Below are 16,012 nucleotides of genomic sequence, written 5' to 3' on the forward strand. Positions count from 1 at the left end.
GCCGACGGCGGGTCGGCCTTGACCGGCTCGGCGTCGGCGGTCGGCCTTGACCGACTCGCCCTACGGGCAAGCCGGGCCATCCGACGGCGTGGGACACCGCGACTTCCAGGAACGCGAGTGGATCACGACCGACCCGGCGGCGGGCGGGGAGGTGGAGGTCATGCCCGCTGGCGCACGTCGGGGACGAACTTTTGTCATTTGGAGCGAAACTTCTGCCGAACGCGACGAAGCTTTGCCTTCGTCCGGACGCGCGGGTAGGGTCTCGATCTAGATACAGGGTTGCCCATTCGTCGATCCTCTTGCCGCCACCCTGCCGGGTTACCGCGTCCCGCCCCCGCGTGGGATACGGGCCGCACCCGAGCCGTCCATAACCGTCAGCCGGAGACCGCCTCCGGCCGGTTCGGCGCGCCCGGCAGACGGCGGTCAGGTCGACCGCCGCCGACGGCGTACCCGCCGTCAGGAAGGGACCACCACCATGGCACAACAGCTCAACCGGCCGGAGCCGACGGCGACGTCGGAGCCGGTCAGCCGGCGCGGAGTGCTGCGCGCCGCGACCGTCACCGCCGCCGCGGTCGGCGCAGCCGGCCTGCTCACCGGCCCGGCCAGCGCCGCACCCGCCGCGCAGCCCCAGGGCCGGCGTCGGGTGCCGGTCGACCGGATCAGCATCCAGCTCTACACGCTGCGTGACCAGCTCGCCGCCGACCTGCCCGGCACCCTGGACGCGCTGCGCCGGATCGGCTACCGGCGCGTGGAGCACGCCGGTTTCGTCGGACGTACCGCCGCGCAGTTCCGCGCCGCGCTCGACGCCGCCGGCCTGCGCTCCACCTCCGGGCACGTCGGCATCCCGCAGCCCTTCGACGCCGCGACCTGGGAGCAGGCGCTCGCCGACGCCAACGTCGTGGGCTGCAAGAAGATCGTCCACCCGTACTTCGGGCGGGACGCCAGCGGCCAGCCGATCCGCGACCCCGAGGTCTACCGGGCCCTGGCCCGGGACCTGAACCGTGCCGGTCGGCTCGCCGAACGCGCCGGTCTGGAGTTCGGCTACCACAACCACCAGCTCGAGTTCGTGCCGCTGACCGACGGCTCGACCGGGTTCGACATCCTCACCGCGCAGACCGATCCGCGGCTCGTCCACTTCGAGCTCGACCTCTACTGGACCTGGCGGGGCGCGCACGACCCGGTCGACGTGATCCGGGCCAACCGGGGCCGCATCCGCCAGGTGCACGTGAAGGACCTCGACGTCGAGGGCGGTTTCGCCGACCTCGGCGACGGCGTCATCGACTTCGGCCGGATCTTCGCCCACGAGCGGGAGGCCGGCATCGAGGAGTACATCGTGGAACGTGACGACGCGGGCACCCCGCCGCGCTCCCCCGCCGACGCCCTGGACACCGCCCGCGTCGGCTTCGACTATCTCGCTTCACTCCGGTACTGACACCACCTCGGGGGAACATCCTGATGAACAGGACCGCATTAGCGTCCGCCCTGCTGCTGGTGACGGCCGGCCTGGTCGTGCCGCCGTCGGCGGCGTCCGCCGCGCCGGCCCCACCGCCGGACAGCAGCTTCCAGAAGGTGACACTCAACGACTTCCCGGGCGAGCCGATCAGCCTCGCCGTCCTGCCCGACCTGCGGGTGCTGCACACCTCCCGCACCGGCGAGGTCCGCATCCACGACCCGCGCACCGGGCTGAACACCCTCGCCGCCGACATCCCGGTCTACCAGCACGACGAGGAGGGGTTGCAGGGGGTCGCGATCGACCCGAACTTCGCCCAGAACAAGTGGGTGTACCTCTACTACTCGCCGCCGATGGACACCCCGGTGGACGACCCGGCGACCCCGGGCGTCAACGAGGGGGACGCGCCGGAGACCGGCACCGCTGCCGACTGGGAGCGGTTCCGCGGCGCACTGCGGCTGTCCCGGTTCAAGTTGGAGGGGATGAAGCTCAACCTCGCCAGCGAACAGCAGATCATCGACGTGCCGACCGACCGGGGCATCTGCTGCCACGTCGGGGGCCAGATCGACTTCGACAGCAAGGGCAACCTCTACCTGTCGACGGGTGACGACACCAACCCGTTCGCCTCCGACGGCTACATCCCGATCGACGAGCGGGCCGACCGCAACCCGGCGTACGACGCGCAGCGCACCTCGGCCAACACCAACGACCTGCGCGGCAAGCTGCTGCGGATCAAGCCGAAGGCCGGTGGTGGTTACACGGTGCCGGCCGGCAACCTGTTCAAGCCCGGCACGGCGCAGACCCGCCCGGAGATCTACGCGATGGGGCTGCGCAACGCGTTCCGCTTCGCTGTCGACCGACGTACGGACAACGTTTACCTGGCCGACTACTCGCCGGACGCGTCCACGCCGAACCCGGAGCGCGGTCCGGCCGGACACGGTCGGTGGATGCTGATCGACAAGCCCGCGAACTACGGCTGGCCGTACTGCGTGACGCCGACCATCGCGTACCGCGACTACGACTTCGCCACCGGCGAGTCCGGCCCGAAGTTCAACTGCAAGCGCCCGGTCAACGACTCACCGCACAACACCGGCAAGCGGCAGCTGCCACCGGTGGAGCAGCCGGAGGTCTGGTACCCCTCCGCCGCGTCGGGTGAGTTCCCGCAGCTGGGCACCGGCGGCATCGGCCCGATGGGCGGCCCGGCGTACGACTACGACGGGACCAGCACGTCGCGGACGCGGTGGCCGGCCTACTACGACGGCGTGCCGCTGTTCTACGAGTGGACCCGCGACTACATCAAGGAGTTCCGCCTCGACGCCGACGGTGACGTCGCGGACATCCGCCCGGTGGTGCCCTCCATCGTGGTGGACAACCCGATGGACATGGAGTTCGGCCCGGACGGCTCGCTCTACGTGCTGGAGTACGGCGACGGCTACTTCGCCGAGAACCCGGACGCGCAGCTGGCCCGGATCGACTTCGTGCGGGGCAACCGGACGCCGATCCCGAAGATCAGCGCCGACCCGACCGTCGGGCAGGCCCCACTGACCGTGAAGTTCTCCAGCGCGGGCACCACCGACCCGGACGGTGACAAGCTCTCCTACGCGTGGGACTTCAACGCGGACGGCTCGGTGGACAGCACCAACCCGAACCCGACCTGGACGTTCCCGGAGAACGGCTCGTACAACCCGACGTTGAAGGTGACCGACCGCACCGGCCGGTCCGCCTCGGCGACCCTGCCGCTGGTGGTCGGGCCGACCGCGCCGGTGATCGAGTTCGTCACCCCGGAGGCCGGGCAGCCCTTCCAGTTCGGGCAGACCGTGGCGTACGAGGTGAAGGTCACCGACGACCTGCCGGTGGACTGCTCCAAGGTGACGGTGACCTACGTGCTCGGGCACGACGAGCACGGGCACCCGCTGTCCACGTCGACCGGCTGCACCGGCAGCATCCCCACCTTCGTGGATGGTGGGCACGCCGGGGCGGACAACCTGACCGCCGTGTTCGTCGCGGAGTACACCGACGCGCCGACCGAGCCGGGCGTACCGCCGCAGTCCGCCTCGGCGACAGTGGTGCTGGACCCGGACCCGGTGGCCGGCCTGGCCGGCTGACCGGTACCCGATGATCGTGGCGGCGGCCGGAGCCTTCTCCGGCCGCCGCCACACGTCTTCCCCCGGGCGGACCGCCGCGGCGCCGCGTGGCGCGGCCGGGCGCGAGCCGCCGCTCATTCCCAGTCGCTGTCCACGTGGTTGTCCCGCCACCGCCCGCCCACCGGCGGGGTGTCCAGGCACATCCCGTGGTCGGCGTTGCCGGCCAGGTCGTTGTCCTCGACCCGGCAGCCGACACAACTGCCCCGCTCGGTGATCCACAGTCCGTGCGTCTGCGTCTGTTCGTCGCGGCTGTCCCAGATCCGGTTGCCGCGGACGGTCGCGGAGTCGAACGGGGCGTTGATGGTGATCCCAGCCCGCCGCCGCGGCGCGGCGGCCAACTCGTACCCGCAGCCCGGTGGTGGCACGTCCCCGCTCCACGCGCTGAACGCGTCCGGGCGTACCGGAGCGAGGGTGAGTTCGGTGCCGGTGTTGGCCGCCACCATCGCGACCGATCGTCCGACCCGCAGGACCTTGCCCCGGTGCCCGTCGTGCGGCCAGTTCGCCGAGCGGTCCACCAGGGACCGCTCGGCGTAGCGGACGGTCTCGCCGACACCGCCGGTGCCCTCGGCGTACTGCCGGCCGTTGTCGCGAATGCGGTTGTTGAGCAGCACCGCGTCGGTCATCTGGTGGTCGATCCGGACGGCGTCGAGCCCGTTGCCCCAGAGATCGTTGCTCTCGATCACCACGTCCCGGATCGCGCCCTGGTAGCCGCGTCCGATGTCGTGCGTGTGGTACCCGTGCCGGCCGTTGCCGCTGATCCGGTTGCCCCGCACGGTGTACGGGCCGGGGCTGTTGCCGATGCTGACGCCGTCGCGCAGGTTGCCGTCGATGACGCAGTCGGTGAGCAGCCCACCCCGGCCGGCCACGGCGGCGGTGCCCTGCCCGGACACGTCGAACCCGCTCTCCAGGTTGCCGGTCATCGTGCAGGCGGAGACGATCAGCCCGTCGGCGCCCCAGTCGGAGATGCCGAACCGGTTGCCCTGGCTGTGGCAGCCGACGATGCGGTACCCGCGCGGCGGCACCCAGTAGTCCTTCTGCAACTCCAGGAAGATGCCGTTGGTCCCGTTGGCCAGGGCGGTGCAGTTGGCGATGGTCAACCGCTCCTCTCCGCCCCAGCCGCCGATGCCGATCCCGATGCCCGCGCCGCCGATCTGCTCGCCGTTGTCCAGGCGGCCGCAGCCGACCACCACCACCCCGTCGATCAGGGAGTCCTGGAGGAAGTCGCAGCCCAGCCCGGTGGCCGCGGTGTGGTGGATGTAGAGGTTGCGGAAGACACCGCGCACCACGTACTGCAGGCCCAGGCCCTTGGCCAGGTAGCTGTACTCGGCCATGGCGACGCCCGACCCGTCGATCTGGAAGTCCGCGAAGGTGCAGTCGGCGATGTGCCGGTCCCGGTCGGCGCCGTGCTGCACGGTGGTCCAGAAGGCGAGCGGGGTCGGGTCGGCCCGGTTGCCCTCGTTGCTGAGCATGAACCGGGTGGCCGCCGGGCCGGCCCCGATCAGCGACACGCCGCTGCGCCACACCGTGCCGGCGTCGCGGATCGAGTAGATGCCCGGCGGGCAGTAGATCACCCGGGCCCGACCATCCGAGGCGTACCCGGCGCCGAGGCGGTCCACGAGGGCGGCCAGCGCCGGCTGGTCGTTCGTCGCGCCGTCGCCGGTCAGGCCGTACTCCAGGGCGTCGCAGTACAGCGGCGCGCCGGCAGCGGCGGGTCGCCGCACCCGGACCGAGTTGAGCAGCAGCTCTTTCCCCACCGCCCGGCTCCCTTCGACGCGTTCGGCGCGCTTCGGCGGGGCCGACTTCCCGATCGCCGGGCCGGGAAACCCCCGGTCGCCGGCGCCGACGACCGGGGTACGCGTCAGACGGCCGCGATCAGCAGCGCGGGCCGCTCCACGCAGTCGGCGACGTGCCGCAGGAAGCCACCGGCCACCCCACCGTCGCAGACCCGGTGGTCGAAGGTGAGGCTGAGCTGGGTGACCTTGCGGACCGCGAGCTGCCCGTCCACCACCCACGGCTTGTCCACGATCCGCCCGACGCCGAGCAGGGCCGCCTCGGGGTGGTTGATGATCGGCGTGGAGCCGTCGACGCCGAACACCCCGTAGTTGTTCAGCGTGAAGGTCCCCCCGGTGAGCCGGGCCGGCGGCAGGCTGCCGGCGCGCGCGGCGGCGGTGGTGGCCGTCAGCTCGGCGGCCAGCTCGGCGGTGGTGAGTCGCTGGGCGTCGCGCAGCACCGGCACCAGCAGACCCCGGTCGGTCTGCGCGGCGATGCCGAGGTGCACCCCGGCGGACTGGACGATCCGCTGCCCCTCGGTGTCCACCCGGGCGTTGAGCTGCGGGAACCGCCGCAGCCCGCTGAGGCAGATCCGGGCCAGCAGGGCCAGGATGCTCACCGGGGCGTCGGGCGTGGCGGCGTTGATCGCGGCCCGGGTCTCCAGCAGCCCGGTGGCGTCCACGTCGACCCAGATGGTCACCTCGGGAATCTCCCGCCGGCTGCGGGAGAGCTTGTCGGCGATCGCCTTGCGGACGCCGGTGAGGGGGACGATGACGTCGCCGTCAGCGGTCGGGGCCAGCCCCACGTGCGGCTCCGGCACGGCGGCGAGCCGGGCGGCGGGCGCGGTCAGCGCGGCCTCCACGTCGGCGCGGCGGATCACGCCACCGGGCCCGGTGCCCCGCACGGTGGCGAGGTCGACGCCGCGCTCGCGGGCCAGCCGGCGCACGATCGGCGAGATGACCAGGGCCGCCGTCGGTCGGGCCGGGCCGCCGGGCGTGGCGTCCGTGTCGGGGGTACGCGCTGCCGTCGGGCCGTCGTCCGCGGACCGGGTGGCGGCGGAGGCGGTGCCGTCGGCCGGGCCGGCGTCGACCGGCTCGGGGGCGAGGGCGAGCCGCGGTCGGCGGCGACGCCGGGTGGCCCCGCCGTGCCCGGTGCCGTACCCGATCAGCACGTTGCCGGAGCCGGCCCGCTCCTCCTCGCGGTAGGTGGCGTGCCCGGCGGGCTCGTGGCCCCCGTCCAGCGGCGCGATGGTGATCAACGGCTGGCCGACGGGGCGTACCTCACCGGCCGCGCCGTGCAGGGTGACCACGCGACCGGCGTACGGGCAGGGCACGTCGACGACGGCCTTGGCGGTCTCCACCTCGACCACGCTCTGGTCGACGGCGACCACGTCGCCCACGGCGACGCGCCACTCGACGATCTCCGCCTCGCTCAGCCCCTCGCCCAGGTCGGGAAGGAGGAAGACCCGCGTTCCCTCGACGGTGGTCATGCCGCCGCCCACCGCGCGTCGGGCTGGTCGTCCCACTGCAGGCGGGCCACCGCGTCGAGGACCCGGTCCACGCCGGGCAGGTAAGTGTGCTCCAGCATCGGCGCCGGGTACGGGATGTCCAGCCCGGCGACCCGCAACACCGGCGCGTGCAGCGCGTGGAAGCAGCGCTCCTGCACCCGGGCGGCGATCTCCGCGCCGACACCGGCGAAGCCGGGCGCCTCCTGGATGACCACGCACCGGCCGGTACGCCGGACCGAGGCGGTGACGGTGGCGTCGTCGAACGGCACGATGGTGCGCACGTCGACAACCTCCAGGTCCCAGCCCTCCTCGCGGGCGGCCTCGGCGGCCTCCAGCGCGACCGGCACCGCCGGCCCGTACGCGACGAGGGTGGCGTCGCGGCCGGGGCGGCGCACGACCGCCCGGCCGAACGGCTCGGTGCGGGTCGGCAGGGACGCCTCGGCGCTGGCGAAGTAGAGCTTCTTGGGCTCCATGAAGACCACCGGGTCGGGGTCGTCGATCGCCTCGCGCAGCAGCGAGTACGCGTCGTCGACGGTCGCCGGCGTCACCACCTTGAGGCCCGGGGTGTGCGCGTAGTACGCCTCGGACGAGTCACAGTGGTGCTCGACACCGCCGATCCCGCCGGCGTACGGCACGCGGATGACGATGGGCACGCTCAGCGCGCCCCGGGTGCGGTTGCGCAGCTTCGCCACGTGCGAGGCGATCTGCTCGAACGCCGGGTACGCGAACGCGTCGAACTGCATCTCGACCACCGGGCGCAGCCCGGACATGGCCATTCCGACGGCGAAGCCGACGATGCCGGCCTCGGCGAGCGGGGTGTCGAAGCAGCGGGTGTCCCCGAAGCGGGCCTGGAGGCCGTCGGTGATCCGGAAGACGCCGCCGAGCGCGCCGACGTCCTCACCGAAGACGACGACCTTCTCGTCGGCGGCGAGGGCGTCGGCGAGCGCGGCGTTGAGCGCCTTCGCCATGGTGGTGGCCATCAGGCGTCCCCCTCCTCGTCGTGCGCGGCGGCCAGCTCGGCGCGCACCTGCTCGCGCTGTTCGACGAGTTGCGGTGTGGGCTCGGCGTAGACGTGCTCGAAGAGGCTCAGCGGGTCGACGGCGGGCTGCTCGTGCATCCGGGTCCGCAGGTCCGCCGCGTACGCCTCGGCCTGCTCGGCGATGTCGGCGACCGCCGCGTCGTCGAGCACCCCGCGGGCGCGCAGGTAGGTCTCCAGGCGGGCGATCGGGTCCCGGTCGCGCCAGGCGTCGACCTCGGCGCCGTCGCGGTAGCGGCTGGCGTCGTCGGCGTTGGTGTGCGGCTCCATCCGGTAGGTGTGCGCCTCCACCAGGAACGGGCCCTTGCCGGCGCGGGCGTGCGCGACGGCACGGGTGAGCACGGCGAGCACCGCCACCGGGTCGTTGCCGTCGACCTGCTCGCTGGGTACGCCGTAGCCGACGCCCTTGTAGGCCAGCGACGGCGCGGCGGTCTGCCGGGACAGCGGGACGCTGATCGCGTACCTGTTGTTCTGCACGAAGTAGACGACCGGCGCCTTGAACACGGCGGCGAAGTTGATCCCCTCGTGGAAGTCGCCCTCGCTGGTCGCGCCGTCACCGATGAAGGCCAGCGCCACCGTGTCGCGGCCCTGGTACGCCTCACCGTGCGCCAGCCCGGCGGCGTGCACGCACTGGGTGGCGAGCGGGGTGCACTGCGGCGCGGTGTGCACCGCGCTCGGGTCGTAGCCGCAGTGCCAGTCGCCGCGCAGCAGGGTGAGCACCTCGACGGGGTCGATGCCCCGGGCAACCAGCGCCATCGATTCGCGGTACGTGGGGAACACCCAGTCGGTGTCGCGGACCGCGAGCACCGCGCCGACCTGGCACGCCTCCTGGCCGCGCGAGGACGGGTAGACGGCGAGCCGACCCTGCTTGGTCAGGGCGGTCGCCTGGGTGTCGAAGCGGCGCCCGAGCACCATCCGGCGGTACAGCTCGCGCAGCGCCTCGGCGGGGGGCTCGGGGTAGTCGGTGCGGGCGGGCAGCGCCCTGCCCTGCTGGTCGAGCAGGCGGACTGGCTCGGCGTCCGGCAGCAACGGGCGCGCCGGGTCGGGCGGGGTGACCGCCCGACGGGTGCGCGGGGATGCCCTGCGGACCGCCTGGGGAGTGGTCGTCACGGCGGAACCTCCTGGGACGTGTGGTGAGCCTATGCTTCCGCTTGTCGGATGATTGACTCAAGATCCACGCGGAAGGCGGGACGATTGGTATGCGGAGGATTCATCTGTGAGCCAGGAGACCGCCGGTGAAGCGGGCCGGGCAGCGGGATCGGGACGATCGGTCCGAGCCCTCGACGAGGTGGACCGGCGGATCGTCGACGAGCTGGTCCGGGACGGTCGCACGTCGGTACGCACCCTCGCCGAACGGATCCACATCTCCCGCACCAACGCGTACGCGCGGGTGGAGCGGCTGGTGCGCGACGGGGTGATCACCGGCTTCCACGCGCGGGTGGCGCCTGAGGCGGCCGGGTTGGGCACCTCGGCGTACATGGCGTTGACGATCGAACAGAACACCTGGCGGGAGGTGTCGGCCGAGCTGGCCCAGGTCCGCTACGTCGAGCACGTCGCGTTGCTCAGCGGCGAACACGACGTGCTGGCCCTGGTCCGCGCCCCGGACAACGCCGCGCTGCGGGACGTGGTGCTGGACCGGGTGCAACGCATCGCCGGGGTGCTGTCGACACGTTCCTGGCTGGTCTTCGAGGAGTTCGGCGGGACGCGGAGCCCGTGGCAGTAGGCCCGGTCGGTCACCGCTCGGGCGGGGCCTCCAGCCCGTCCCGGTCGGCCAACTCCAGCAGCGGCTCCAGCGAGTGCCGGTCGCCGTCCAGGCCGGCGTGCGGGTCGCCCCGCTCGGCGAACCGGGCCGGCATGCTGCGCACGTCGAAGTCCTCCGGACTGACCTGGTCCAGCTCCGACCAGTCGAGTGGCGCGGAGACCAACGCGGCGGGCGTCGGCCGGATCGAGTACGCCGACGTCACCGTGTGGTCGCGGGCCATCTGGTTGTAGTCGACGAAGACCGGCCGGTCCCGCTGCTCGCGCCACCAGGTGGTGGTGACCAGGTCCGGCAGCCGGCGCTGCATCTCCCGGCCGAGGGCGAGCACCGCCCGCCGGCAGTCACCGAAGCTCCACAGCGGCTCGATGGACAGGTAGACGTGCAGGCCCCGACCGCCGGTGGTCTTCGGGTAGGCGGTCATGCCCAGCTCGGCGAGGAACGCCCGCACCTCGTGCGCCACCGGCACCACCTGGTCGAAGCCGACGCCGGGCAGCGGGTCCAGGTCGATGCGCAGCTGGTCGGGGCGCTCCACGTCGGCGGCGGTCACCGGCCACGGGTGGAACCGCAGGGTGCCCAGGTTGACCGCCCAGATGACCACCGCCAGCTCGCTCGGCGCGACCTCGTCCGCGCTACGCCCACTCGGGAAGGTGATGTGCGCGGTGCGCACCCACTCGGGCGCGCCCGCCGGCAGCCGCTTCTGGTAGAACGCGTCACCCCGGTTGGTCTGCCGGGTCGCTATCGTCGCGCCCTCGAACACGCCGCGCGGCCACCGTTCCAGCATCGTCGGGCGGTCGCGCAGCGCGCGCAGGATGCCGTCGCCCACCGCCAGGAAGTAGCGGACCACGTCCAGCTTGGTCAGCCCCCGCTCCGGAAAGTACGGCTTGTCGGGGCTGGAGACGCGAACCAGCCGCTCCCCCACCTGGATCTCCTGCGCCGCCGTCGCCACGGGATGAGGGTACGACGCACAGGCGGCCCCGTACGCCCACCGACCGGACACTGGCGCGGCGTCGACGGTGGTCGCCCTCGCTAGGCGGCGGCGGGCGGCGGGCGGCGGGCGGCGGGCGGCGGGCGGGCCGATTACCGCACGCTCGTGCCGGGTAGGGGGGCCGCATGGCGGAACTGGCAACCCTCTGGATCGTCCGGCACGGCGAGAGCACCGCGAACGTCGCGGCGACGCACGCCGAGGCGTCGGGCGCGGAGCTGATCGACCTCACCCACCGCGACGCCGACGTGCCGCTCTCCGCGACCGGCGAGGACCAGGCCCGGGCCACCGGCCGTTGGCTCGCCGAGTTGCCGGACGCGAAGCGGCCGCACGTGGCGGTGGTGTCGCCGTACCTGCGGGCGGTGCAGACCGCGCGGCTGGCGCTGGCCGGCACCGACGTCCCCGTGCACCGCGACGAGCGGCTGCGCGACCGGGAGCTGGGCATCCTCGACGGGCTGACCGGGCACGGGGTCCGCCGCCGGTACCCGGAGGAGGCCGAGCGACGGGCCCGGCTGGGCAAGTTCTACTACCGGCCGCCCGGCGGGGAGTCCTGGACCGACGTGGCCCTACGGCTGCGCACGCTGCTGGGCGACCTGCGCCGCGACCACGAGGGCTGCCAGGTGCTGCTCTTCGGCCACGACGCGCTGGTCTTCCTGCTGCGTTATCTGGTGGAGGGGTTGACCGAGGAGGAGCTGATGGGGCACACCCGGCGCGAGGTGATCGCCAACTGCTCGATCACCGAGTGGTCGGCGGACACCGAAGGGCGGTTGGTCCTCACCGCGTTCAACGCCGTCGGGCACCTGCGACCGCGGGGCGCCGAGCCGACCAGGGAGGACGAGATCAATGCCGAGCCGGTCTGAGGTACGGGTGATCACGCCGGGGCTGCTGCGGGACTGGGCGCTGCCGGTGCCGGCCGGTGGGAAGGAGAGCCGGGGCACCGTACTGGTGGTCGGCGGCTCCCGCTTCACCCCGGGCGCGGTGCTGCTGGCCGGGGTGGCCGCGCTGCGCGCCGGCGCCGGCGTGCTCCAGCTCGCCGCCGCCGAGTCCACCGCCGCCACGCTGAGCATCCAGGTGCCGGAGGCGCTGGTGGTGGGCCTGCCGGAGACCCGCGACGGGGCGGTGGCCGCCGACCGCGACGGCCAACTCGGCGAGCTGGTGGCCGAGGCCGACGTGGTGACGCTCGGCCCCGGCCTGAAGGCGATCGACGAGACCAACCGCCTGCTGGAGCTGGTCCTGGACGCGGCTCGGCCGGACACGTCTCTCGTGCTCGACGCGTACGCCCTCGGGGCGCTCAGCCACACGCCGGACGTGCTGCTTGGCTCGGGCCGGCCGGTGGTGCTCACCCCCAACGTCACCGAGGCCGGGCACCTGCTGGGGCGCGAGCCGGGCGACGACCTGGACGCCGAGGCGGCCGAGCTGGCCGCCCGGTACGAGGCGGTCGTCTCGCTGTACGGACATGTCGCCGCCCCGGACGGACGCGGCTGGCGGGAGGAGAGCGGCGACGCCGGGCTGGGCACCTCCGGCAGCGGGGACGTGCTCGCCGGATTGCTGGCGGGCCTGCTGTCGCGCGGGGCCGACCCGGCACAGGCCGCCTGCTGGGGCTCGTTCGCGCACGCGGTCAGCGGTCAGCGGCTCATCCCCCGCTACGGCCGGATCGGCTTCCTGGCCCGGGAACTGCTCGACGAGATCCCGGGCACCCTTGCCATGGTGTGAGGCGCTCTCACCTGTTTCCGCGACCGGCGTCGGGGTACCGGAGCCGCACCAGCACCGATTCTCAGGGAGGTCACACCGGTGTCGACCGATGCCATCGTCCTGCTCAAAGAGGACCACAAGGAGATGCGCCGCCTGTTCAAGGCCTTCCAGGACGCCGAGGAGGGGCCGGCCAGCCAGCGGCAGAAGCTGGTGGACCAGATCCTGGAGGCACTGACGGTGCACACCTATCTGGAGAACGAGGTGATGTACCCCGAGATCCGCCGGCTGCTGCCCGACCTGGAGGACGACATCCTCGAGTCGTACGAGGAGCACCACGTCGCGGATGTGCTCTGCGCCGAGCTGGCCAGCATGGACGCCAGTGACGAGCGGTTCACCGCCAAGACGACGGTGCTGATCGAGAACGTCACCCACCACGTCGAGGAGGAAGAGGAGGAGTGGTTCCCCAAGGTCCGCGACGCGCTGGGCCGCAAGCAGCTCCAGGAGATCGGCGAGAAGATGATCGCCCTGCGTCCGGACGCCCCGCGCTCCCCCACCGACCCGAAGGCGATCAAGAAGGCGGTGGACGCGGTAACCGCCTGACGCTCACAGTCCACCCCGAAGGGCCCGGCACCCGCCGGGCCCTTCACGCTCCCCCGCCCCACCCCGCCCCCGCTCCCGCTCCCGCCCCCGCTCCCGCTCCCGTCGATCTTGCAGTTGCTGTTGTCGATACGCGCAAGAAGGCGGCTTTTGTCGCAACAGGAAGTGCAAGATCGGCGGGGGCGGGGGCGGGGGCGGGGGCGGGGGCGGGACTTGGGCGGGGGTGCGGGGGGTGTGGGTTAGCTGTTGGAGCCTGGTTCGGCCATGTGGCGGTGTTGCTCGGACTTGAGCTTGTCCGGGATGATCTTGCCGGCCGCGGTCTGCACCTTGTTGAGCAGCGAACCCGCGGTGACCGTCTGGTCACCCCTCATCAGCGCGTCGAAGCCCTGGGCGGCCACCTTCGCCGGATCGTCCTTGCTGCCGGCGCCGACCCGGGTGTCCCGCATCTCGGCGCGGTCGAAGAACTCGGTGTCGGTGGGCCCCGGCATCAGCGCGGTCACCGTGACACCGGTGTCCTTCAGCTCGTTGCGCAGCGCCTCGGCGAAGGACTGCACGAACGACTTCGACGCGTTGTAGACCGCCTGGAACGGCCCCGGCATGGTGGAGGCGATCGACGAGGTGAACAGCACCCGGCCCACGCCCCGCTCGACCATGCCGGGCAGCAGCCGCTTCGCCAGGTGCACCGTCGAGCGCACGTTCAGGTCGATGATCTCCAGCTCGTCGCGTAGGTCGGTGCCGTCGACGAAGGCCCCACCGGCGCCCCGGCCGGCGTTGAGCGCGAGCGCGTCCACCGGACGCCCGGTCCCGGCGATCGTCGACGCCAGCTCCTCCACGCCCTGCTCGCGGGCCAGGTCGACACGGACCGGCCGCACCTGCGCGCCGCCGTCGCGGCGCAGCTTGTCGGCCGCCGCCGAGATGCCGTCGTCCTCGGCGGCCACGATCAGGTCGAAACCGTGCTCGGCGAACTGCGCGGCCAACTCGTACCCGATGCCGCTGGACGCCCCGGTCACCACGGCGAGCGGCCGCTCGGTGGTCGGTGTGGTCATGATGGGTGACTCCCTCCGTGCGAATGGCGGTCGTACCGGATGCGGCACCCGCTACCTACCGGGTGCCCCGCCACCCCGCGCCCAACCCTCCCGGTAGGATCTGCCTGGGCCGTTACTGGCGCGTGGGGATGGAGAACCATCGGGGAGCGGCCCCGTCACGAGGACGTTTGCCGAGCGCCTGGGCCTTCCCGCACGTCTGTTGGAGGTCGCATGTCGCGCAACGCCGAATCCACCGCATTCCGCAGTGCCCTTGAGGTGATCCGGGCGGTCGAGCCCCGGGTGGCCGACGCCATCGGCGCCGAGCTGACCGACCAGCGGGAGTCGCTCAAGCTGATCGCCAGCGAGAACTACGCCTCCCCGGCGACGCTGCTGGCGATGGGCAACTGGTTCAGCGACAAGTACGCCGAGGGCACCGTCGGCCGCCGCTTCTACGCCGGCTGCCAGAACGTCGACACCGTCGAGGCGCTCGCCGCGGAGCACGCCCGGGAGCTGTTCGGCGCGGCCCACGCGTACGTGCAGCCGCACTCCGGCATCGACGCCAACCTGGTCGCGTTCTGGGCGGTGCTGGCCGACCGGGTGGAGTCCCCCGCGCTGAAGAAGGCGCAGGTCCGCCAGGTCAACGACCTCACCGAGGCGGACTGGTTCGCGCTGCGCCGTGAGCTGGGCAACCAGCGGATGCTCGGCATGTCGCTGGACGCCGGGGGCCACCTCACCCACGGGTTCCGGCCGAACATCTCCGGCAAGATGTTCGACCAGCGCAGTTACGGCACCGACCCGGCGACCGGCCTGATCGACTACGACCGGGTGGCCGAGGCGGCCCGCGAGTTCAAGCCGCTGATCCTGGTCGGCGGCTACTCGGCGTACCCCCGGAAGGTGAACTTCCGGATCCTGCGGGAGATCGCCGACTCGGTCGGCGCGACCTTCATGGTCGACATGGCGCACTTCGCCGGTCTGGTGGCCGGCAAGGTGTTCACCGGCGACTTCGACCCGGTGCCGCACGCGCACATCGTCACCACCACCACCCACAAGTCGCTGCGCGGCCCGCGCGGCGGCATGGTGCTCTGCCAGCCGGAGCTGGCCGACCAGGTGGACCGGGGCTGCCCGATGGTGCTCGGCGGGCCGCTGCCGCACGTGATGGCCGCCAAGGCGGTCGCGCTCGCCGAGGCCCGCCGGCCGGACTTCGCCGACTACGCCCAGCGGATCGTGGACAACGCGCAGGCGCTCGCCGAGGGGCTGCTGCGCCGGGGCGCGACGCTGGTCACCGGCGGCACCGACAACCACCTGGTGCTGATCGACGTGTCCGGTTACGGGCTCACCGGCCGGCAGGCCGAGCAGGCACTGCTGGACTCGGGCATCGTCACCAACCGCAACTCGGTCCCGCAGGACCCGAACGGCGCGTGGTACACGTCGGGCATCCGGATCGGCACCCCGGCGCTGACCACCCGGGGGCTGGGCACCGCCGAGATGGACCAGACCGCCGAGCTGATCCACACGGTGCTGACCCAGACCACCGCCGGGGCGAACGCGGACGGCACCCCGTCGAAGGCGAAGTACGCGCTCGACGCCGACCTGGCCGACAAGGTCGCCCGCCAGGCCGCCGACCTGCTGGCCCCGCACCCGCTCTACCCGGGCATCGACCTGGCCTGAGCGGCGGGGCGGCGTCACTCTGCCGAGCGGTATACCTCTGGGGCATAGATATGACTCAGAGGTATACCGCTCGCGGAAGGACCAGCGGCGTCGGCCCGACCGACGGTGTCAGGCGATCGGACGCTTCAGGTGGTAGCGGTGCACCTCGGTGCTGCCCTGGACGTTGTTCACGTCCTCGGCGGCGGACACCAGCTCCCACCCCTCCCGACCCGCGCGGTTGAGGTGCGCGATGGCGGTGTCGCCGAAGGCGGTGATGTCCTTGCGCGAGCCGTCCGGGCCGTACCAGACGAACGAGACGTGGAAATTGCGGCCCTGTCCCTGATAGCGGCGGACAAGCAAGGCGTACTCCCAGGCAACCATGCGGCCCATTATGACCGTCCAC

The 16,012-nt window shown here is 72.6% G+C and carries 14 protein-coding genes and 1 riboswitch; of the genes, 7 read left to right on the plus strand and 7 right to left on the minus strand.

Annotated features, from left to right (window positions below; all coding sequences use genetic code 11):
• Positions 1–475 precede the first annotated feature (475 nt).
• Complete coding sequence (locus tag O7634_RS26065) at positions 476–1,432, plus strand: sugar phosphate isomerase/epimerase (RefSeq protein WP_278152759.1); 957 nt, start codon at positions 476–478, stop codon at positions 1,430–1,432.
• A gap of 23 nt (positions 1,433–1,455) precedes the next feature.
• On the plus strand, positions 1,456–3,555 hold the full coding sequence (locus tag O7634_RS26070; RefSeq protein ID WP_278152760.1) for a PQQ-dependent sugar dehydrogenase: 2,100 nt from the start codon (positions 1,456–1,458) through the stop codon (positions 3,553–3,555).
• Between the two features lie 113 nt (positions 3,556–3,668).
• Here O7634_RS26070 and O7634_RS26075 read toward each other — a convergent pair whose 3' ends face one another.
• The 4 genes from O7634_RS26075 to pdhA all read right to left on the minus strand — a co-directional run bounded on the left by O7634_RS26075 (position 3,669) and on the right by pdhA (position 9,050).
• On the minus strand, positions 3,669–5,348 hold the full coding sequence (locus O7634_RS26075) for a right-handed parallel beta-helix repeat-containing protein (protein WP_278152761.1): 1,680 nt from the start codon (positions 5,346–5,348) through the stop codon (positions 3,669–3,671).
• Positions 5,349–5,452: 104 nt separating this feature from the next.
• Positions 5,453–6,865, minus strand: a complete 1,413-nt coding sequence (locus tag O7634_RS26080) for a dihydrolipoamide acetyltransferase family protein (protein ID WP_278154081.1) — start codon at positions 6,863–6,865, stop codon at positions 5,453–5,455.
• Entirely contained in the window at positions 6,850–7,854 is a 1,005-nt protein-coding gene (locus O7634_RS26085; RefSeq protein WP_278154082.1) for an alpha-ketoacid dehydrogenase subunit beta, read from the minus strand. The genes O7634_RS26080 and O7634_RS26085 overlap by 16 nt, the downstream gene beginning before the upstream one ends.
• A complete protein-coding gene (gene pdhA / locus O7634_RS26090) occupies positions 7,851–9,050 on the minus strand; it encodes a pyruvate dehydrogenase (acetyl-transferring) E1 component subunit alpha (protein WP_278154083.1) in 1,200 nt (399 codons plus the stop codon). The genes O7634_RS26085 and pdhA overlap by 4 nt, the downstream gene beginning before the upstream one ends.
• Positions 9,051–9,123: 73 nt before the next feature.
• Between pdhA and O7634_RS26095 the strand changes: the two genes are divergently transcribed.
• Positions 9,124–9,630: an Lrp/AsnC family transcriptional regulator gene (locus O7634_RS26095; protein WP_278152762.1), complete on the plus strand. Its 507-nt coding sequence runs from the start codon at positions 9,124–9,126 to the stop codon at positions 9,628–9,630.
• Between the two features lie 10 nt (positions 9,631–9,640).
• On the opposite strand, the gene O7634_RS26100 is transcribed toward O7634_RS26095, so the two are convergent.
• A complete protein-coding gene (locus O7634_RS26100; protein WP_278152763.1) occupies positions 9,641–10,612 on the minus strand; it encodes a DNA primase small subunit domain-containing protein in 972 nt (323 codons plus the stop codon).
• 164 nt (positions 10,613–10,776) lie between these two features.
• Between O7634_RS26100 and O7634_RS26105 the strand changes: the two genes are divergently transcribed.
• The 3 genes from O7634_RS26105 to O7634_RS26115 all read left to right on the plus strand — a co-directional run bounded on the left by O7634_RS26105 (position 10,777) and on the right by O7634_RS26115 (position 12,940).
• Positions 10,777–11,508 carry a histidine phosphatase family protein gene (locus O7634_RS26105; protein ID WP_278152764.1) on the plus strand — a complete coding sequence of 244 codons (732 nt, stop codon included), beginning with the start codon at positions 10,777–10,779 and terminating at the stop codon, positions 11,506–11,508.
• A complete protein-coding gene (locus O7634_RS26110; RefSeq protein WP_278152765.1) occupies positions 11,492–12,361 on the plus strand; it encodes an NAD(P)H-hydrate dehydratase in 870 nt (289 codons plus the stop codon). The genes O7634_RS26105 and O7634_RS26110 overlap by 17 nt, the downstream gene beginning before the upstream one ends.
• A 78-nt stretch (positions 12,362–12,439) precedes the next feature.
• A complete protein-coding gene (locus tag O7634_RS26115; RefSeq protein ID WP_278152766.1) occupies positions 12,440–12,940 on the plus strand; it encodes a hemerythrin domain-containing protein in 501 nt (166 codons plus the stop codon).
• Positions 12,941–13,176: 236 nt separating this feature from the next.
• On the opposite strand, the gene O7634_RS26120 is transcribed toward O7634_RS26115, so the two are convergent.
• The gene (locus O7634_RS26120) at positions 13,177–13,983 is read right to left on the minus strand and encodes an SDR family NAD(P)-dependent oxidoreductase (RefSeq protein WP_278152767.1); all 807 of its coding nucleotides are present in this window, start codon (positions 13,981–13,983) and stop codon (positions 13,177–13,179) included.
• A gap of 101 nt (positions 13,984–14,084) precedes the next feature.
• Positions 14,085–14,174, plus strand: a riboswitch (ZMP/ZTP riboswitch).
• A gap of 19 nt (positions 14,175–14,193) precedes the next feature.
• Here O7634_RS26120 and O7634_RS26125 point away from each other — a divergent pair.
• Positions 14,194–15,630 carry a glycine hydroxymethyltransferase gene (locus O7634_RS26125; protein WP_278152768.1) on the plus strand — a complete coding sequence of 479 codons (1,437 nt, stop codon included), beginning with the start codon at positions 14,194–14,196 and terminating at the stop codon, positions 15,628–15,630.
• A 108-nt stretch (positions 15,631–15,738) separates the two neighbouring features.
• Here the strand turns inward: O7634_RS26125 and O7634_RS26130 are convergent, their stop codons facing one another.
• The gene (locus O7634_RS26130; RefSeq protein ID WP_278152769.1) at positions 15,739–15,999 is read right to left on the minus strand and encodes a hypothetical protein; all 261 of its coding nucleotides are present in this window, start codon (positions 15,997–15,999) and stop codon (positions 15,739–15,741) included.
• Between the last annotated feature and the right edge of the window lie 13 nt (positions 16,000–16,012).

It is taken from the genome of Micromonospora sp. WMMD1120 (assembly GCF_029626235.1).
Classification (GTDB): Bacteria; Actinomycetota; Actinomycetes; order Mycobacteriales; family Micromonosporaceae; genus Micromonospora.